The 18,458-nt window shown below is 64.3% G+C and carries 16 protein-coding genes and 1 pseudogene; 9 read left to right on the top strand and 8 right to left on the bottom strand.

Going from position 1 to position 18,458, the window contains the following annotated elements:
- A partial coding sequence (locus HPY64_12405; protein ID NPV67939.1) for a hypothetical protein occupies positions 1-460 on the top strand: 460 nt, incomplete at its 5' end.
- Positions 461-1,151: 691 nt separating this feature from the next.
- On the opposite strand, the pseudogene HPY64_12400 reads toward HPY64_12405, so the two are convergent.
- The 3 genes and pseudogenes from HPY64_12400 to HPY64_12390 form a co-directional block, all read right to left on the bottom strand.
- A pseudogene (locus HPY64_12400) lies at positions 1,152-3,224 on the bottom strand (DNA translocase FtsK).
- A gap of 1,870 nt (positions 3,225-5,094) precedes the next feature.
- The gene (gene lipA / locus HPY64_12395) at positions 5,095-6,027 is read right to left on the bottom strand and encodes a lipoyl synthase (protein ID NPV67938.1); all 933 of its coding nucleotides are present in this window, start codon (positions 6,025-6,027) and stop codon (positions 5,095-5,097) included.
- A gap of 32 nt (positions 6,028-6,059) precedes the next feature.
- Entirely contained in the window at positions 6,060-6,815 is a 756-nt protein-coding gene (locus tag HPY64_12390; GenBank protein ID NPV67937.1) for a TVP38/TMEM64 family protein, read from the bottom strand.
- Positions 6,816-7,410: 595 nt separating this feature from the next.
- Here HPY64_12390 and mutY point away from each other — a divergent pair.
- The 8 genes from mutY to HPY64_12350 all read left to right on the top strand — a co-directional run bounded on the left by mutY (position 7,411) and on the right by HPY64_12350 (position 15,124).
- Positions 7,411-8,493 (top strand): A/G-specific adenine glycosylase, encoded by a 1,083-nt coding sequence (gene mutY / locus HPY64_12385; GenBank protein NPV67936.1) that lies wholly within the window; start codon positions 7,411-7,413, stop codon positions 8,491-8,493.
- Between the two features lie 27 nt (positions 8,494-8,520).
- Complete coding sequence (locus HPY64_12380; GenBank protein ID NPV67935.1) at positions 8,521-9,237, top strand: HAD family hydrolase; 717 nt, start codon at positions 8,521-8,523, stop codon at positions 9,235-9,237.
- Positions 9,230-10,450 (top strand): hypothetical protein, encoded by a 1,221-nt coding sequence (locus HPY64_12375; protein ID NPV67934.1) that lies wholly within the window; start codon positions 9,230-9,232, stop codon positions 10,448-10,450. The genes HPY64_12380 and HPY64_12375 overlap by 8 nt, the downstream gene beginning before the upstream one ends.
- A 12-nt stretch (positions 10,451-10,462) precedes the next feature.
- Complete coding sequence (locus HPY64_12370) at positions 10,463-11,641, top strand: glycosyltransferase (protein NPV67933.1); 1,179 nt, start codon at positions 10,463-10,465, stop codon at positions 11,639-11,641.
- Positions 11,642-11,649: 8 nt separating this feature from the next.
- Positions 11,650-12,432: an alpha/beta fold hydrolase gene (locus tag HPY64_12365; protein ID NPV67932.1), complete on the top strand. Its 783-nt coding sequence runs from the start codon at positions 11,650-11,652 to the stop codon at positions 12,430-12,432.
- Between the two features lie 16 nt (positions 12,433-12,448).
- A complete protein-coding gene (locus HPY64_12360) occupies positions 12,449-12,895 on the top strand; it encodes a hypothetical protein (protein NPV67931.1) in 447 nt (148 codons plus the stop codon).
- A 65-nt stretch (positions 12,896-12,960) separates the two neighbouring features.
- Entirely contained in the window at positions 12,961-13,722 is a 762-nt protein-coding gene (locus tag HPY64_12355; GenBank protein ID NPV67930.1) for a ParA family protein, read from the top strand.
- Positions 13,715-15,124, top strand: a complete 1,410-nt coding sequence (locus HPY64_12350; GenBank protein ID NPV67929.1) for a hypothetical protein — start codon at positions 13,715-13,717, stop codon at positions 15,122-15,124. The genes HPY64_12355 and HPY64_12350 overlap by 8 nt, the downstream gene beginning before the upstream one ends.
- 44 nt (positions 15,125-15,168) lie before the next feature.
- Here HPY64_12350 and HPY64_12345 read toward each other — a convergent pair whose 3' ends face one another.
- The 5 genes from HPY64_12345 to HPY64_12325 form a co-directional block, all read right to left on the bottom strand.
- Positions 15,169-15,537, bottom strand: a complete 369-nt coding sequence (locus HPY64_12345; GenBank protein NPV67928.1) for a cupin domain-containing protein — start codon at positions 15,535-15,537, stop codon at positions 15,169-15,171.
- Positions 15,538-15,556: 19 nt separating this feature from the next.
- Entirely contained in the window at positions 15,557-16,375 is an 819-nt protein-coding gene (locus HPY64_12340) for an amino acid ABC transporter substrate-binding protein (GenBank protein NPV67927.1), read from the bottom strand.
- Positions 16,372-17,571: a hypothetical protein gene (locus HPY64_12335; GenBank protein ID NPV67926.1), complete on the bottom strand. Its 1,200-nt coding sequence runs from the start codon at positions 17,569-17,571 to the stop codon at positions 16,372-16,374. Before HPY64_12335 ends, HPY64_12340 begins: the two co-directional genes overlap by 4 nt.
- A 128-nt stretch (positions 17,572-17,699) precedes the next feature.
- The gene (locus tag HPY64_12330; GenBank protein NPV67925.1) at positions 17,700-17,957 is read right to left on the bottom strand and encodes a hypothetical protein; all 258 of its coding nucleotides are present in this window, start codon (positions 17,955-17,957) and stop codon (positions 17,700-17,702) included.
- Positions 17,947-18,411, bottom strand: a complete 465-nt coding sequence (locus HPY64_12325; GenBank protein NPV67924.1) for a hypothetical protein — start codon at positions 18,409-18,411, stop codon at positions 17,947-17,949. Before HPY64_12325 ends, HPY64_12330 begins: the two co-directional genes overlap by 11 nt.
- Between the last annotated feature and the right edge of the window lie 47 nt (positions 18,412-18,458).

Raw genomic sequence — 18,458 nt, 5'->3', positions numbered from 1 at the left:
GACTGAGTCGGAGTATCTGAGTCTGCCATTTGCCGACGATCTCAAGTACCAGCTGCCGCAACTGCTGTGCTTTGCCACGTTTTGCACCAGTCTGGTGCGTTATGGCGACCCGCTTGGCGGCGAGATCGGTATTGATGGTAGCGTAAGTACCGGTTACCGCGGTCTGGATTCACCGGGTCGCAACCTGCAGGAGTTGCCCTACAGCCACGTCCGCCTGCTGTTCAACCAGCACTTCCCGGAACATTACCAGGCTGAATTGCGCATTGAGATCTGCCCGAACGCGGGCAACTACAACAACTGCGAGCCGGTGCTGCGCCTGATCGAGAACGGCCAGGTTGTCCGGCCCGTGCGCGTGGAGAACGGCTATCCGGTCTGGCGGCTGCACTACAACCTGCACGATCCGGCCCGGCTGGAGAGCCGTCACTACTTCGTCCGGGGATTATGGGTTTCTATGCCCTGAACATTCCCACGTGACCAGACAAAACCGCCGCCAGGAGCTTCATGGCGGCGGTTTGTGTTCTGGTCAGAGGACTGTTCAGCGGGGTCAGGCAGGCGACAGATCAGATGTCGTCCTCCTCGTCATAGCCCCCATCCAACTCATCAAGGTCTTCGTATTCGAGTTCATCCTCAGCAGTATAGCGATCGTCAGCTTCGGTGACGCTGTCAGGGACGAGACGGCTCCCGGCTGGCGAATCGGCGTCATCCGCTTCCTCGTTCTCTTCAAGGTCAACGTCGTCATCAGAGTAGCCGATGACCTTGCGCGGCTTGCTGCCGCTCTGGGCCGGGCCGACCACGCCGCGCTCTTCCATGACGTCGATCAAGCGGGCGGCACGGGTATAACCGATGCGCAACTGGCGCTGCAACAGCGACACAGAGGCTTTCTTCAGGCGGCGGACAACCTCCACGGCCTGATCGTACATGTCATCAATGTCATCGGCGTTGCGGGGGCGCGCACCAGCGGTCGAGACATCAACCTCCCAGAAGGCGGCTGAAGACGGGTGACTGGCCAGGGGGGTGTGGCTCTCGCGCTGTGGGGAAGACCGCGCGGGCGGGTTTTCCCGTTCAGGCGTGGCGAAGGTCGCGCTGGTGATGCGCGGCGCTGGTGCGGGACGCCCGGCAGGCTCGGCGGTGCTCTCCGGGGTGCGGATACCCTTCCAGTGGTTGACCAGGCGAGTCAGCTCCGCATCGGAGACAAAGACGCCCTGCAGGCGGACGGGCGCGGCAGCATCCGGGGCCTGGAACAGCATATCGCCGCGACCCAGCAGGCGTTCCGCGCCAGGCTGATCCAGGATCACACGGCTATCTACCGACGAAGCGACGGCAAAAGCGATTCGCGCCGGGAAGTTGGCCTTGATCAGACCGGTGACAACATCGACTGAAGGCCGCTGGGTGCTGATGATCAGGTGGATGCCGGTGGCGCGCGACATCTGCGCCAGGCGGGTCAGGACGCGCTCAGTTTCGTCAGGGGCCAGCATCATCAGATCAGCCAGTTCGTCTACGATGACCACCAGGTACGGCAGGCGCTTTTCACCCGGCTTGAGCATCTTGTTATAGGCGACAATATTGCGCGCCCCGCGCTCGTTGAACTTGCGGTAGCGGTCATCCATCTCCCGCGTGACCCATTTGAGCACACCGACGATGCGCTCCAGTTCGACCACGACCGGGGCGACCAGGTGGGGGATGCCGTTGTAGCCGGTCAGTTCGACACGCTTGGGGTCCACCATGATCATACGCAGGTCGTCAGGGGTGTTCTGGAAGAGCAGGCAGGCAATGATGGCGTTGACGCAAACTGACTTGCCGGAGCCGGTGGTCCCCGCGATCAGCAGGTGCGGCATAGCCGTCAGATCGGCGGCGACGGGCGTGCCGTCGACGCTCTGGCCCAGGCCAATGCGCAGCGTGGAATCGATCCGGTTGAGTTCCTGGCTCTCCATAATGTCGCGCAGGCTGACCAGCGACGTTTCGGAATTGGGTACCTCGATCCCGACGAACCCTTTGCCGGGCACGGGCGCTTCAATACGGATCGAGCGCGCCGCCAACGAAAGCGCCAGATCGTCCGCCAGGCGGGCGATGGCCTGCACCTTGACGCGGGTGCGCCTGCCGCCACGCGACTCAATGTAATCCGGCTCCACGCCAAACTGGGTGATGACCGGGCCGGGATTGACTTCGACGACCTTGCCCGGTGCACCGAAACTGGCCAGCGTATCTTCGATGATCCGGGCACGTTCCAGCAAGACCTCGTCGTTGATGTGCTGCTCAGTGGCCGGGTCGAGAATCTGGCGGAAGTCGGGCAACTGCCACGCGGTGGTTCGAGGCGGATCGGGCAATTTCGTGCTGTGTTCCAGGTCGTCGGGTGGGGCTGGCCTGGACATGGTGACGGGCTGGCGAGCCGGGGCAACAGACGGCGGTGAAGGACGTACCGCCGGAGGCACCGGACGCTGAGCAAAGCTGGCTGTTGAGCGTGGTGCTGGCAGGGTGGACGCGGGCGATTCGGTGGCGGCTGGCGGCGCTGGCGTCACCGCCTCAACAGGGTCATCGATCTCGATCACCGGCAAATCGCCATCAGTTGGCAGGAGATCGGTATCGGGCAAGTCTTCGTAGTCAGGTGCATCCTCTACCGACTCGTCCGGCTCTTCACTGGCCGGCGACTTGTTGCCTGGTATGGAGGTGATTCGCTCAAATGCAAGCCTGGCATCGCTGGACGGACGCAGTGGGCGGAGTACTCGCCGGGCGGCGCTGCGCGGTTGAGCCGGGGGCAAATCCTCAACAGGCGATGCATCATCATGAGCATCGGCTGGCTGGCCCGTCTGTTCTTCCTTGGTATGTGGCTCCGGAGAGGAAACGGTCGCGGTAGCCGGTTCGGCCTTGGAGGGATGCCCGCTGCCGGAATTGGCGCTGGCAACGCCGCTCTCGTCAGCAGCCGGGCTATCTCCGCCGACAGGCCGAGGCGGGCTGACCGGCGGCACGCTCACTGCCGGACGTTCCACCGGCGGCGGGGCGATGACCCGCAGGCTCCGCGAGATATCTTGCGCGCTGGTCACAGGGCGTGGCAGTCTGACGGCGGGCGGCACTGCAGGTCTGGGTTCACTTTCGAGCGACGATGAGGCAGTATGGAGTGTCGCAGCAGGGGCATCGCCAATCTCATCCGGCGGGCTGTCAGCGAAGTTGCTGGCTGGCGAGCCAGAGCGACGGTCATACTGTGGCCGGCGGATACGCACCGGCCCCATGCCGTACTGTAGCGTTACTGGCTCTTCAGGTACAAGTTCTGCTGGCAGCGGGCCAGTCGCCGCAGTCGCACTGACGGGCCGCGCTGCTCTTGCCGTTCCGGAAGCAGAAGCGTCGACCGTTGCCAGATCACCGGGACGTCGCGGCTGTCCGCCGGTCCGGAGCGGCAGGCTTTCTGCCGCGGGCAGGGCGTGACGCGCTTCGCCGGCCTCCAGGATAGTCGCAGCCCCGCCGGGCAACTCGTCAAACTGCCCGGCCCTGGCCCGCAGGGGAGTAACCCATCTGGAGGAAGTCTGCCGGGCGCGCCGATTCTGGTAGCGCAGCACCGCATTGCGCCATGTCCGGCTGACGAAGCGAATGATTCCGGCCACGCTCAAATCGGTGGCCACGAGGATGCCGACGCCCCACCAGCCGACCAGGGCGATGAAGGTGCCGATATCCCCCAGACTGCGCATGAGCAGGAGGTAAATCTGGGCGCCGATCCAGCCGCCGCCATAGCCGAGCTGTGCCGCTTCTTCCGCCAGCGTTTGCAGCTGGTCGACGGTGAATACTGAGACGTTCAACAGGTGGACAAAGTGGAACGTGGTCAGGGCAGCCAGGTAGGTGATGCCCCAACCGACCATATGCACGTAGTCAATTTCCGGCACACTTTCCCCGAAGTGCCGCCAGACCAGCCAGATTCCGGTCGCAGCGAGGCTGAACGGCACCGCGATCCAGCCGATGCCCACCAGCTGGTAGACGATGCGCAGCAGGGTGCGGCTGAGATCGCCCTGATTGGCGCTGATGGCGCCAAAGAAGATGATCCCGGCCAGCACGATCATGGCCCAACCGGCCAGGTCCAGCTTGCGATCCAGGGACAACCCTTCGTTCTTGATGCGCGGGCGCTTGCTGGTCGAAGGCAGCGGGCGGGATTTCTTGAGTTCTTTGGGCGCGGAAGGCTGGCCTGACCGGCCCGCTTTTTTCTCGCCGCCAAGGCCAAAAGGCAACGAGAACTTGAAACGCCCTCCGCCTTCTTTGCGTCCGCTGCTCCCCTGTTTCTGGCTTCCGGGTGGCGAGCCGATCGTGCGCGTGACGCTGGCGCGGCTGCTGCCGGAGGAAGGGCGGTCGCCACCGGGGAGCTTGCGGCGCAGCGCCTTCAGCCCGCCGCTGAGGCGGTCGCCTAGGCCGGGGCCTGAGCCGGTCTTCTTGGGGGTGGGGGAGGGTTGTCTGGATGTCTCCTTGCCGCCTCCGAAGCGGTTGAACAAACCGCTGGGCTTGCTGCTGGTTGGCTCCTGGTCGCGCCGTCCGCCGGGCGGCGTGTAGCCGCTACCGCTGTAGCCTGCTGATCCACCGGGGCGATAGGAGGACGAGCCGCTGCTGTAGGACGACGATGAACGGGCGCTATCCTGGGAGCCGCCATACCCGCTGGCACTGTAGCGCGAGCTACTGCCGTAAGCATTCGCGCCACTCCCGTAAGCGCCGCTGCCATAGGTCGTCCTGCTGCGAGGCGAAGAATCCTGCTCTTCCGCTTCTTCCTCGTCGTCCAGGTAGGCATCCTCATCGACCTCGTCATCATCGCTGTGGTAAAACGGCGACGATGAACCAGGGGTGGAGCGGCCCGTGGCTGGATAGTCATCTTCATCCGACGAACGGATGTTCCAGAGTGGGGGGTGTTTGTCGCTCATGAACTTTGTCTATCAGTAAATCCTCAGACCTGCAAATCGGCTGACGGCGTCCCGGGAAGGCGGTGCGCAGAGCCGCCGGAAGTCCACTGGCCCTGCGAGGGATGGACAGTAACGTGAAACAACATATTCCATTTATACCACAGCCCTGCGTCTAGGGGAAGTGACGCAGGGCTGCTGGTAGAAAACCTGTTCGGGTGATTGGGGGCAGTCAGGCTTCCCGCAGGTGGATGTAGTCCAGTTTGCTGAGTTCACGCACCTGCTCGGCAGCGCGGTACGAAGAGCGCACTAACGGGCCGCTTTCTACCCACTTGAAACCCAGTTCGTAACCGATCTGCTTGAATCGGTCGAATTCTTCCGGGGTGTAGTAGCGCTCGATGGGTAGGTGCTCGCGGCTGGGCTGTAGATACTGGCCGATTGTCAGGATGCTAACTCCCCAGGAGACGAGGTCGCGCATCACCTCGACCACCTCGTCAAAGGTCTCGCCCAGCCCGACCATGATCCCGCTCTTGGTCAGGACCAGCGGGTCCATGGCGCGGGCGTTGCAGAGCGTCGCACGTGCCCACTCGTAGCGATCCTGTGGCTGAACCTTGCGGAACAAGCGCGGCACGGTTTCCACGTTGTGGTTGAGAATCTCCGGCTGGGTGTCCATGACGATCTTCAGGGCTTCTTCATTGCCCTTGAAGTCAGGGATGAGGACTTCAATGCTGCAGCCGGGGTGCACCTGGCGGATGCGGCGGATGACCATGGCGAAGATCGGCGCACCGCCGTCTTTGCGCTCATCCCGGTTGACACTGGTGATGACCACGTGGCGGAGGTTCATCCGGTGGACGGCCTCGGCGATACGGTTGGGTTCCTGCCAGTCAATGGCCGCCGGGCGCCCGGTTTTAATGTCGCAAAAGCCGCAGGAACGGGTACAGGTATCCCCCAGCATCAGGAAGGTTGATGTGCCCGCCCCCCAGCATTCCCCGATGTTCGGGCATAGCGCCTCTTCGCAGACGGTGTTCAGCGCCTTGCTGCGCATCAAATGGCGCACCATCTCGTAGTTTTCGCCGGAAGGCGCGCGCACCTTGATCCAGGGAGGGCGGCGCTTTGGCCGGGTTTCATCGTCTGCGGCGGGATCAGTGATGTTGTTGATGTCGATCTTGGAAGACACGCATTTCTCCCATGCAGATGTTACTGGTCACCGGAGGGCCGCCCGGCGGAATCGTTGGCTGCCTGTTCCAGCCGGTGCAACCAGCCGGGCAACAACTTGCGGGCGATGGCAAAGCCGATCGACAGCCCGACAATGGTGACCACGGAGGCAATGGCTACCATTATATCGAGTTTTTGCTGAACAACATTAGAAATAATGCCCGCGCCGAGGGCCGAGCCAACCATGACGCTAGGAATGCGCATCACACCGAGCAGGAGCAGGGTAAAGGGCAACGATACCCCAGCCGAACCGGCGACAAAATAGGCCACGTCGCCGGTCAGCATGTTGACAGCAACCAGCGACCAGGGCTGTCGCTTGATCAGTTTGACCAGGCGCCAGGGGGCATCCAGCAGGTTAGGAAAACGCCGGACGATCTCCTCCAGGCTCAGGCGGCGGACGATCAGGTAGATGATCAGCCCGCTGCCCGACGCTGAGAGGGTGGAGAGGAGGTTAGTCTCCCAGAAGCCGAAGGTCGCCCCGCCGATGATGTCCAGGGGCGCGCCCGGCAGCCACGGAACAAACATCTGGGCGCAGTACAGGCCGACATAGATCAGCACGCCCCAGGCTCCCGCTGCCTCAATACTGCTCTGCAGCCGTTGTTGATCGGCGATGGCCGGGGCCAGGATGAAGTACAGGGCGATGGAAACCGCTACATAGACGGCCATCGCGATAAGACGCCAGCGCACCTGTTGCGGTTGTTCAGGGGCTGGCTCAGGCGGTTGTACCGGTTTGACCATGGGATTCCCCGGCGGACGCGTGCATCCTGTGGATCAGCGCTGCGTCAGTCCAGTGTCAGGTGCGTTTTGTCGCAGTAAGGTGGGGTGTGCTTACAGCGACACAGCTTGACCCGCTGCTGGCGCTCGAAGGTGAACTCCAGAGGGCTGAAAAGCCCTTCCTTGCGGTGGGAGCCGTCACCTGATCCTGGGACTTGCCATAGCGGCAAAACCAGTCCGTTCCCGGCTGAAGCTCCAGTGCCACCGGTGTCTTGAAGCGGATTTCGGGTTTAGGCTCGGCCATCGATCTCTGCTCCATCCAGCGGCGCGGCTTCCTCCGAAGCCATGCCGGTGTAAAGAAGCGCTTCTAGCTTGCAAGCATAGCAGATTTAGCCCACCCTGTCATGGCTTTGGGGGGATTCGAGCAGGCAAGCCCGGCGGACCGGATGAATGGGACACCAGCAATGTAGCATGGTTGCACTTGGTGAATCGTGGCGATGGATGCGCCGGGGGCAGTTTGTCGCCCGTGTCACAATCGGTACAATTCGAGGTAGGTGGCCGCGTGCTGATGGCCGATGGTCGGTGATCGCGGCTCTGGCTGCTCTGCCCGGTGGGGCTGATGATGAATCCTTTTTCTGCTGATCTGTTGCGCTGGTTTCGCGCTAATGGGGTGGACCTCCCCTGGCGGCGTGTGCGCGATCCGTACACGGTCTGGGTTTCGGAGATTATGCTCCAGCAGACGCAGGTGCAGACCGTGATCGGCTACTTCGAGCGTTTTGTGGCACGTTTTCCTACAGTGGAGGCCCTGGCTGCCGCGCCGCTGGACGATGTGTTGAAGCTGTGGGAGGGGCTGGGCTACTACGGGCGGGCGCGCAGCCTGCATCGCGCCGCGCAGGAGGTGATGGCCCGCTGGGGCGGTGTATTGCCGCGCACGGCCCACGACCTGCAAACGCTGCCGGGGATTGGCCGCTATACCGCCGGTGCTATTGCCAGTCTGGCCTATGGTGAGGATGTGCCTGTCCTTGATGGGAATGTGATCCGCATTCTGACACGGTTGTACAATATCACTGATGATGTCGCGCAACCTGCCACGGTGGAGCGGTTGTGGCAACTGGCCGGGTCGCTGGTGCCGCCGGGAGAAGCCGGTCCGTACAACGAGGCATTGATGGAACTGGGCCGCGTGATCTGCCGGTCGCGCCGTCCTGTGTGTGGTCAGTGCCCGTTGCAACACCATTGTCAGGCTTACCGGGCTGGCGTACAGGATCAGCGTCCGGTAAAGAGCCGCCGCGCCGCGATCCCGCACTACAATGTGGCGGCAGGGGTCATCTCCGGGGTGGAGCAAGATCGCTTTCTGATCGCCCGGCGGCGGCCCGGCGGTCTGCTGGGTGGGTTGTGGGAGTTTCCCGGCGGCAAGCAGGAAGATGGTGAGACCCTGCCGGAAACGCTGGTGCGCGAACTGAAGGAAGAGCTGGGCATCATCGTGGAAGTAGGCGAGTTTCTGGTGCGGGTCCGGCACGCCTTCACACACTTCCGCATCACGCTCGACGCCTATCATTGCCGCCATATCGCCGGGGAACCGCGCCCGCTGGGGGTGGCGGATTTTGCCTGGGTGACGCTGGAGGAGATGGCTGATTATGCGTTTGGTAAGGCGGACCGGCAGATCATCGCCGCGCTGCAGGCGCAGGCCGGGCGGTTGCTGTGATGACCGGCTCATGGAAGGTAAAGCTGGATGAACGAACAGCGCCCAACGCTGGTGCTCTTTGACATCGACGGCACGCTGCTGGCCTCTGACAGCGCAGGTCGCGCCGCCTTTGAACTGGCGCTGGCCGAACTGTTCCATCTGTCACATGCGATGGACGGGATCAGCTTCGCCGGGTCGACGGATTGGCGTATTCTGGAACAGGTGTTGTTGCCGGCGGGCTATAGCCCGGCTGAGGTAGCGGCCAGTGTACCGGCATTCGCTGAGGCGCTGGCGCGCCATTTGCAGGCCATCATCCCCCGTTACCGGGTGCGAGCGCTGCCCGGTTCGCTGGCGCTGGTTGAAGCTCTGGCCGCTGATCCACGGGCGCGACTGGGCCTGGTGACCGGGAATATGGCGCTGTCGGTGCCGATCAAGTTGCGGGCGGCCGGGTTTGACCCGGCGCACTTCCCGGTTGGTGCCTATGGACACGAAGCCGTGGATCGGAATGCCCTGCCGCCGCTGGCATTGAGCCGGGCGCGGGCCTACTGGGGGCGGGACTTCCCGCCGGAGCGGATCGTGATTGTCGGGGATACCGCCAATGATGTCATCTGTGCGCGTTCGGTGAGGGGGCGGGCGCTGGCCGTATTGACCGGTCCGGCCAGCCGCGAGGAAGTGGCACGGGAAAAACCCTATGCGATCCTGGAGGATCTGGCCGATCGCCGGGCCGTAGAGGCGATCCTGTTCGGGGAGGGCGGAGATGGCTGACCAAGGGCAAAAACAGGAGGCCGCGCTGTGGCTGGAACGGGGCGTTGCTGCGCTGCGTGCTGGCGATGTCCGGCTGGCGCGGGAGTGCCTGGTCAGGGTCACTGAACTGGACCCTGGCAATGTGGATGCCTGGTTGTACCTGACAGCAACTACCCGCGATTTGCACAAACGCCGCCTGTTGCTGCAGAAGGCGCTGACTATCGCTCCGAACCATGCCCAGGCCCGGCAGGTGCTTGACCAGATCGACCGGCAGCTTGCCGCTCAGCAGCCAGCGCAACCACCGGCCGCTGCCAGCGCGCCGGCAGCCGGGCCTTCTATGGCCGTGGAGGAAGCGCCCGCTACAGGGACCGCTATCCCGTCTGACCGCTGCCCCAGCTGCGGTGCGGTGCTGCGCCCTGACGAGCGCACCGGCAACATGGTCTGTATTTTCTGCGGTTACGGGATGACCGAGGAACGCCTGCCCACCCTGGAGATCAACCGGGTTTATCCGGAGCGCCCCTGGCCTGATGGCCAGGCGGCCCGCCACTGTCTGACCTGCGAGGCGGTTAGTCTCCTGCCGGTTGGCATGCCGCCGGAGACGCCGTGCCCGATCTGCATGCAGAGCGTTTTCGAGGTGATCGAGGTCGGGACGCCGTTTCCTGATACCTATCTCCCGTTCCAGGTGGATGAAACGCGCGCAATGGCCGCCCTGGAAGCGGTGGAAGTCGGCGGTGTGCTGCGCCTGTTGCAGGGTAGGCGGGAGATCGCCCCGCTGCGACCGGTGTTGTTGCCCATCTGGCTGTTTGAGGGGCTGGGTGTCATCGAGACAAGCGGCGAGGCGGAAACGGAGACTCTCACCCAGTCCTTCACTGATCTGGTGGTCTATGGCGTCCGCCAGCTGGAAGTGCCGCTCCTGCAATTGCTGACGAGCGTCCCGTTGGCTAATGCGGAACCATGCCCGCTGGAGATCCGGGATGATACGCTCGTGTTCACGGTACTGCCGGGCGTCTCCCTGCCGGTGGCCGGGCAGGAAGCCCACGCCCGGATGCTCAACGCCCTGCGGCGCCGGGCGGCGGCTGGCCGTACCATGGTGCGCGATCTGTGGGTGCGCCAGATGATGCTGCCCGCCTGGATCACTGAAGTGCGGGTGGGTGGGCGGCAGTACGTCGGGCTGGTTAACGGTTATTCGGGCCGCGCCGCGCTGGGGGAACTGCTGCGGAGGGGGCGGCGCTGATCGCCGCTGGCTATGCGGGTTCTGCATCTTGTCCCCTATTATGCGCCGGCGTGGGGGTTTGGCGGTGTTGTACGGGCAGTGCATGGCCTGGCGGGGGCGCTGGCTGCTCAGGGACACGCCGTAACTGTGCTGACCACCGACGCCGGGGACCGCGGGCAACGCCTGCCGGTGCGCGAGGAGATGCTGGATGGCGTGCGGGTGCTGCGTTGCCGCAACCTCTTGCCGGTATTGCGGAAGCTTAACCTATCCTCGCCAGTGGGGATGGGCGCTGTGTTGCGGTCGATTCTGGCTGATACCGACATCCTGCACCTTCATGAGTTTCGGACAGTTGAGAATCTGTGGGCGCTGATGCTGGCCAGACACGGCAGCCCGCCGGTGGTGCTGAGTCCACATGGCACGCTGGGCTATGGCGCCGGGCGACGCTGGATCAAGCGTGGTTGGGATGCCCTGGCCGGGCGCTGGAGCGCCCGACGAATCGATCACGTGGCCGCGTTAACGGCGGATGAAGCCGCCGAGGCGCGCGCGCTGTGGCAGCAGTTTGGACTTGCTTTGCCAGATGGCGCGGTGAGCGTCATCCCGAATGGCGTAGACGCAGCGGAATTCGCCGTTCTGCCGCCCGCTGGCAGCTTCCGGGAGCGCTGGCGGATACCATCGCAGGCGCCGCTGGTGCTTTTCATGGGCCGGTTGCACAGGCGCAAAGGGGTGCATCTGCTGGTAGAAATGCTGGCTCTGTTACCGCAGGCGTGGCTGGCGGTAGTCGGGCCGGATGAAGGAGAACTGGCAGGTCTGCAGGCGCTGGTACAGCAACGCCGTGTAGCTGATCGGGTGGTATTCACTGGCCTGCTGACCGGTGTTGATAAGCTGGCTGCCCTGGCCGATGCTACGGTGCTGGCCCTCCCGGCGGTAGGAGAGGGGCTGCCGATGGTCGTGCTGGAGGCGATGGTCGCCGGGCTGCCGGTGGCCATTAGCGATGAATGCCACCTGCCGGAAGTAATCCAGGCCGGAGCCGGAGTGCGGCTGGAGCCGCTAGAAGCTGCTGCCATTGCCGCTGCACTCGGCCCGGTGCTGGCTGACCCGGCGCAGCGGGAGTCTATGGGCCGCGCCGCACAGGCGCTGGTGGCTGACCGTTTTACCTGGGAACGGGTTGCAGCGGCGATGACGGCCGTGTATCAGCGTCTGCAGCGGGGGTAAGCCAGGTCATGCCGCGACTTGTCCTGGCGGATGGAGAACTCTGGTATGCCCGCCATGAAGGGTCGGCTACCGCACATCCGCCATTGCTGCTCCTGCATGGCGCGGGCGGCTCCCACCTGGATTGGCCCGCTGCCCTGCGCCGCCTTTCTGGCCCGACACGACTGATCCCCGACCTGGCCGGGCACGGGCGCAGCACAGCGCCGGTGCGCCGATCGATTGCGGCGCATGCCGCCGATATGTTCGCTTTGCTGGACGCTCTGGCGCTGCCTGTTGCGGTGGTTGTGGGGCACAGCATGGGCGGGGCGGTGGCCCTGCACATGGCGCTGGAAGATTCCAGACGGGTGGCCGGCCTGGTGCTCATCGCGACAGGCGCGCACCTGCCGATCGCTCCGGACCTCTGGCTCGCGTCTGGTGGCGAGGGGATGGCAACGGCGTTACAGGCCCGGATGTGGGCGGAGACTGCTCCGGCGGCGCTACGCCAGCGTGGCCTGACCCGCCTGGCAGCGGTCGAACCGGACGTCCTGCGGGCTGATCTGGCGGCCTGTGCGCAGTTTGACGTCCGCGCTGCCCTGGGCCGCATCACCGCCCCTGTGCTGGTGATCGGCGGGACGGCTGATTGCATTGTACCGCTGGCGCTCAGCGAGGCGCTGGCGAAGGGACTGCCCAACGCGGAACTGATCGCTGTAGCGGGCGGCGGGCACATGCTCACGCTGGAGCAGCCGGAGGCGGTCGCCGGGGCCATCCTGCGCTGGTTGAGGGCGCGTTCGCTGGCGCCCGGCAGGCTGTTCTGAGGGGAAATCGATTGCCATGCGGAAACTGGAACTGGCGCTGGAACTGCTGTCAACGTTGCGGGCGTTGCCCCGTGTGGCCCATCAGCGACGGGTGGCCGCCTACGAAGTCAGGGGGCCGGTCACCGTCTATATCCGGGCGGATCATAGCCGGGTGACAGTACGGCGAACGCTACAGCCTCATGTGCAGATCGTGGGCGAACTGCGCCAGGCGTTCGGCTGGGAATGGGTGACCGAACGGGATGAGGCCGGGATCTATGTTGTGCTCAAACGTCGCCCGCTGGTCGGGGCGCTGGCTTCTGCCGATCTGACGCTGATCGTGCCGCCGGATGCTTACTTGGTCTTTCATCTGACGCCGGGCAGTGTGCACCTGGACGATTTTGTGGGCCGCCTGTCTGTCACCAGCCTGGATGAGGGTGGCGTGCAACAGGCTCCCGATGAGGACAGTGATTCGCCAGGCGGCTGATTGTGCCCGCCGGGGGCTGACTCTATAATCCCCTGTAAGGCTGACTGCGATTCGGGTGGGAGCTTATGGTCCGGAAACTGGTGGTGGCCAACCAGAAAGGCGGGGTAGGCAAGACCGCGGTCGCGGTCAATCTGGGGGCGGCGCTGGCGGAGCAAGGGCGCCGGGTGCTGCTGCTTGACCTAGATCCGCAGGCGGGTTTGACGGCGTCGCTGGGCATTGACCCGTACGCTGAACGGCGTGGTATGTATGCCTTGCTGACCCGGCAGGAGGTTACGCCTGCTCAGGTGACGCTGCACGCCTCCGATGGGCTGGCGGTCATCCCGGCCAGCCTGGAACTGGCAGCCCTGGAGTCGCGGCTGGGCACCGGCCAGAGCGCTGTCTTCCGTCTGCGGGAAGCGCTTGGACGCTCCACGTTGCCATTTGACTATGTGATCATCGACACGCCGCCAAGCCTGGGCATCCTGACGGCTAACGCGCTGATCGCCGCCGATGAAGTGCTGATCACCGTGCAGGCGCAATATCTGGCCATGCGGGGCGTGCGTGCTCTGCTGGATACCCTTGGCCATGTCCGCAAGCGTCTCAACCCGGCGCTGAACCTGGCGGGTGTACTGGTGACCATGTACCGCCCGGATTCGCTCCACGCCCGCGAGGCGCTTGAGGAAATCCGGACGGTATTCCCCCGGGAGACGTTCCAGACGGTCATTCCCGATAGTGAAGCGGTCATTGAAGCGCCGGTTGTCGGCCAGTCGGTGCTAACCTACGCTCCCGATGATCCTGCGGCGCAGGCTTACCGCGCTCTGGCCGGGGAGATCATGGCTCATGAATGACCAGACGATCAGTCCGAAATTGACACCGGGGCGGCGGGCTTCCCTGCGGGGTCGAGGATGGGAAATCCTGCGTGGGCAACCCCCTCCGCCAGCGGTGCAGCCAGCCGAGCTGCTGGCACCGGCGACTCCGGAAGCCTCGCCAGGCGCTGAGGCCGCGCCCGCGCTGGAACTGGCGGCTGCGCCGGAGCTGGCCAAGCTACGCGGTTCGCCGCCACCTGCTCCCATCGTACCGCCAGGCGAGGAGGTTCCGCCGCAGCGGCTGGCGGTCGTGGTGGAACCGGAGTTGGAAGCGATCCCCTGGGTGGAAACCACAGCAGGTGCAAGGTCGCTGCGATCTGAAGGTTATGTTCCGCCGCCAGAGGTTGAGGCCCTGGTACCGGAGGAGCCGGAAACAATCCTGCCGGAAGGCGAGCCTGCTCCTGCCGCGGAAGACGCAGCTGCGGCAGGCGGCCAGCTGCAAATCGCCCGCCAGCCATTCGTGCTGGATGATCTCAGCAGGGCCGGGATTGTCATCCAGCCGCAGGATGCCCGGATCGACGCGGGAGAACTGGCTCCGGCAGGCGGCAGGCCCCGTCCACAGTCCGGTGAGTTGTTTGCCGCGGAACGCGAGATTGTTCCCAGCCAGGAATTGCTGGCGCGTTTTGTGACCGACGAACGTCTTGAGGCGTTGTGGCAGGACATCGAGCGGTTGCAGGCGGCGCTGCCGCAGCGTCTGAAGGGCTTACCCGCGCGCGCGGACACTTACCAGCGGGAATTGCTGCAGGCCAGCGCGTTGTTGCTACAGGACCGCGCCAACTATGACGATGTGCGGGCGATGATCACCCGCCTGCAGGTTGACCTGGCCCGCGACGAGCAGATCGAGGCAGATATCCGGCGCTACAAGCCCCGGCTGTTGCTCTACCTGATTCTGGTGCTGGTGCTGTGGGCGATTCTGATGCTCCTGGAGCCGGTTGTCTCCAGATCATTCGGGGCCGGGCTGGGGATGCAGGTCGTCAGCGTCGTGTACCATCCGGCGCTGTTCGGAGTGCTGGGAGCCATTCTGAGGGCATATTTCACCCTGAACAAGCACACCGTGCAGTTGCACGACTTCGATCCGGCCCATCTGTCCTGGTACATCATGAATCCGGTCATCGGCGGGGTGATGGGCCTGTTGATGACACTGGTCTTTGGCGCGGGGATTGTCTCCACTGTCGGCCTGGGCGCTCTGGAACAGGTGCAGCCGGAGGTGGTTGGGCAGTACCCGTTCCTGTTATGGGTGCTGTGCGTGGTCGCCGGGTACAACCAGAACGTTGTGCTGCGTCTGCTGGCCCGCCTGTTGCGTGGCGCTGGCCAGGCGGAAGATGAGCAACCTACCCGGCCAGCCATGCCAGAGAAGCCGCCGGAGCCAGGTGGCGGCGACTGAACAGTCCACCTCATGGTAAACGCCAACAGTGCAGGGCGATACGGTTACTCGTCCAGATAGACGCTGTTGTCGGGCGTCCAGGCCGGGGCGCAGACAGCCAGGAAGTGAAGGGTGGCCGGACCGTCGTTGAAGATCTGGTGAACGCTGCCGGGTGCAATGGCGACACACTGGCCGGGCGTCAGGGTGCTGGTCTTACCGTCGATGACCAGACGCGCCGTGCCCTCCAGGATGTAATAGCTTTCCTCAGCTTGCGGATGAACATGCGGGCGGGAGGCTTTGCCCGGCGGCAGTTCAATGCAGGCCAGACTATGCTGTTGCGCGCCGCCAGCGGCGCGTCCCAACAGTTCATAGACGATCTCACCGTGCGGGCTGACCAGCGGCGAACAGTCGTTTTTATGCCTGATGTGGGTCATCGTATGTGCCTCCAGCAGTTCACAGCCAGTGGGCGATAATGCTATCCAGCGTCCCGTCTTCAGCCAGCGCCGCCAGTGCCGCGTTGATCGCCTCCCACAGTTTGACGTTCCCGACCTGTACGGCAACCGCATACGGATCAGAAGTGACGTACGCCGTGGCCAGAGCCAGTCCATCGTGATCGCGCAGCCACAGCCGGGCGGATACGGCATCGACCAGCGCAGCATCCGCTTCTCTGGCGCGGACGGCGTCCAGCGCCGCGGCAGCCGTTTCGTAGACCAGGATGTTGAGCGTGTGCAGGCGTCGCTCCCAACGGCGGGCCTCCAGATCGCCCTCCGTGCCGAACTCAACCGCCAGGCGGCGACCATCCATGTCCTTCAGCGAGTCAATGCTGCTATCAGGTCGCCGAACCAGCACCTGCCCAGCATCAAAATAGGGGATTGTGTAGCGGGCTTCGTGCAGGCGCAGCGGGTCAACGCGCAGGGCAGAAAAGAGCGCGTCGGCCTGGTCAGCCCGCAGCGCATCATACAGGCCGTCATAGCCCATGTTGATGAAGCGCAGCGGCACGTCAAGCCTATCGGCGACGGCACGGGCGAGGTCGATATCCAGTCCGATGAGTTGGCCGCCTCCGGTATCAACCGCAAATGGGGGGTAACTGGCGTCTACTCCGACGCGCAGTTCGCCGTAGGGCAGCATGGGTTTCTCCGCCGGTGGGCGGATGAAAGTCACCCAGACCCAGCGCAGTACTGGCCGCCCGAAGAACAGGGTGCCTGCCAGCGCCAGCACTGCCAGGCCGAGCACCGGCCAGCGGGACAGCGGGAATCGTCGCCGGGCGCTCATGGCAGGGCGATCTCCCGGCCCTGGGCGTAGGCCTGCACGTACTCGTAGATCGGGCGCGGGCGGAAATCCGGCGTGAGAAAGGTGAAGTTGTCCGGGTAGCTACGGGTCGGGGCAGGGTAGCGCAGCACCCACTGGCACAGCTTCTCCACATAAGGCATGTTCGCCTCTGCCCACTCGTAACTGTCGATGGTGTACTGGATGCGCTGCAGGGGACGCACGGCCTTGGTCCAGCGCGGGTGGTCGTTCCAACCGGATTCGGTGACGTAAATCGGCTTGCCAGCATCGCCATGGGCTTCCATGATAGCCCGGATCAACTCAATGCGCCGAAAGTTGAGAATTTCCGGCCCCGGCTCAGCCTCCGGTGGGAAGGTAAAGCCGTAGGTGTGGACGGCCAGGGCGTCGAAGTAGGGCGCAGCCCCGGCCTGGTACATCCGCTCCAGGTAGATCAGATCGTTCAGGCCCCAGGGGCTGCCGTCCGGTTCCAGAGTCGGGGCCAGGGGGGCGGCCAGCACCACGACCGTCGGGCTGGCGGCTTTGGCGGCGGCGTAGGCCTGCTGTAGCAGGGCCACGTATCCAGCCGGGCTGACCATCCGGTAGCCCCACTCAAAGGCCAGGTTCGGCTCGTTCCAGATGATCAGGTAACCTACCGAGCCAGCGTACCGCGCAGCAAAAGCGGCGACATAACGGGCGAAGTCCGGGTAGTGCGCTTCGTCCAGGTAGTTGAGCGTAGTGTCTGCGCCACGTCCGGCATCCAGCGCCGCCAGCCCGCCAGTTTCCGTCTCCGGACGTGCCCAGGCGGGCACGTAACCCAGGCGGGCGATGACCTGCAGGCCCTGGTTGCGGGCGTGGCGGATGATGCGATCGGCCTGTTCCCAGTGAAAGTCACCCGGCTGCGGCTCGATATAAGCCCAGGGGAAGAACTCAACGATGGTATCCGCGCCCAGTTCCCGCACGAACTGGAGCGATCGCTGGATCTTCCATTCCTCCACTTCATCGATCAGTCGAGTATGCATGCAGAGCAGCGGCTGGGTGGTCTGCACGGTCTGTAGCGGTCCCAGGATGGCGCGCGGGGCGGCAGGGCGAAGGAAGGCTAGCAGGAGAGCGACCAGCGCCAGGCGGAAGAACAGCGCTCGCCAGACCCGCCAGGGCAGGCCAGCCAGACGTAACTCCCCCCAGATTCGCGGCGAGAACATCATCGCCCATCACTCCTCAGCCGACCTGCGCCCCGGATTTCCGCTCCGGCAGAACAGGCGGGGCCAAACGAAAATCGGGTGTCTGGACGGTGTCAGGACACCCGATTACGCATACTCATGGCAGGCACCGCTCAGGACTTGCTGCCGATCTCCGTGATCTGGCGGATGAGCGTCAGCAGCGCCAGCGAAAGTTTCATGGCGTCGCCAGTCTTGATCTTGGTCGGCCCTTTGCTGGCGCTCTCTTCGGAGGCGCGGACGTACAGATAAGCGGTCAGTATACCCAGAAACAGCCCGATCAGCGCACCGATCAGGTAGGCGCTGGCCTTCCAGCTCAGGCCGCCAGTGGCGGGCGTCACCCGCTCGGTGGATGTGTTTTGCTTAACGGTCATTGGATCGCTTCTCCTCGCCTCTGCGCGCACGCGGCACGTTCAACAACCGCTCCCAGTAAGCCAGACGATGCTGCAGCGCAATGACTGGCTCGCTCACCCGCGGCACTTCCCGCCTGATGACAGCAAGTTGCCCGATGATTCCCTGCCGCAACCGGGCCAGCGGACGCGCGATGTTCCCATGCATGCCCCAGAAACCCAGCGCGGCGGCCATCAGGATCAGGGTCGGGATCAGGCAGATGATGGCCCAGGGGACCAGGACGAACATGATCGCCATCAGGTCAGCGACCATCCCGAACTGCAGCGGGTTGAGCAGGCCAATAGCCAGCGCCAGCAACACGACAAGCAGCAACAGGGCGCCGGCCGCCGGGAGAACGATGGCAGTATAGACCTCACGGCGATGTCGCTTTTCAGGCGTTGGGAGGGTCATGACCGGCGGCGTTCCTGTCTGGCGCATACAAACACGTCCTCAAGCAGGCTGCATTCTACCATACTTCCCGGCAG

The organism is Anaerolineae bacterium (genome assembly GCA_013178165.1).
GTDB lineage: Bacteria > Chloroflexota > Anaerolineae > Aggregatilineales > Ch27 > Ch27.
Note: the sequence above shows the minus strand (reverse complement) of the source record. Positions and strands in the feature narration are given on the sequence as shown.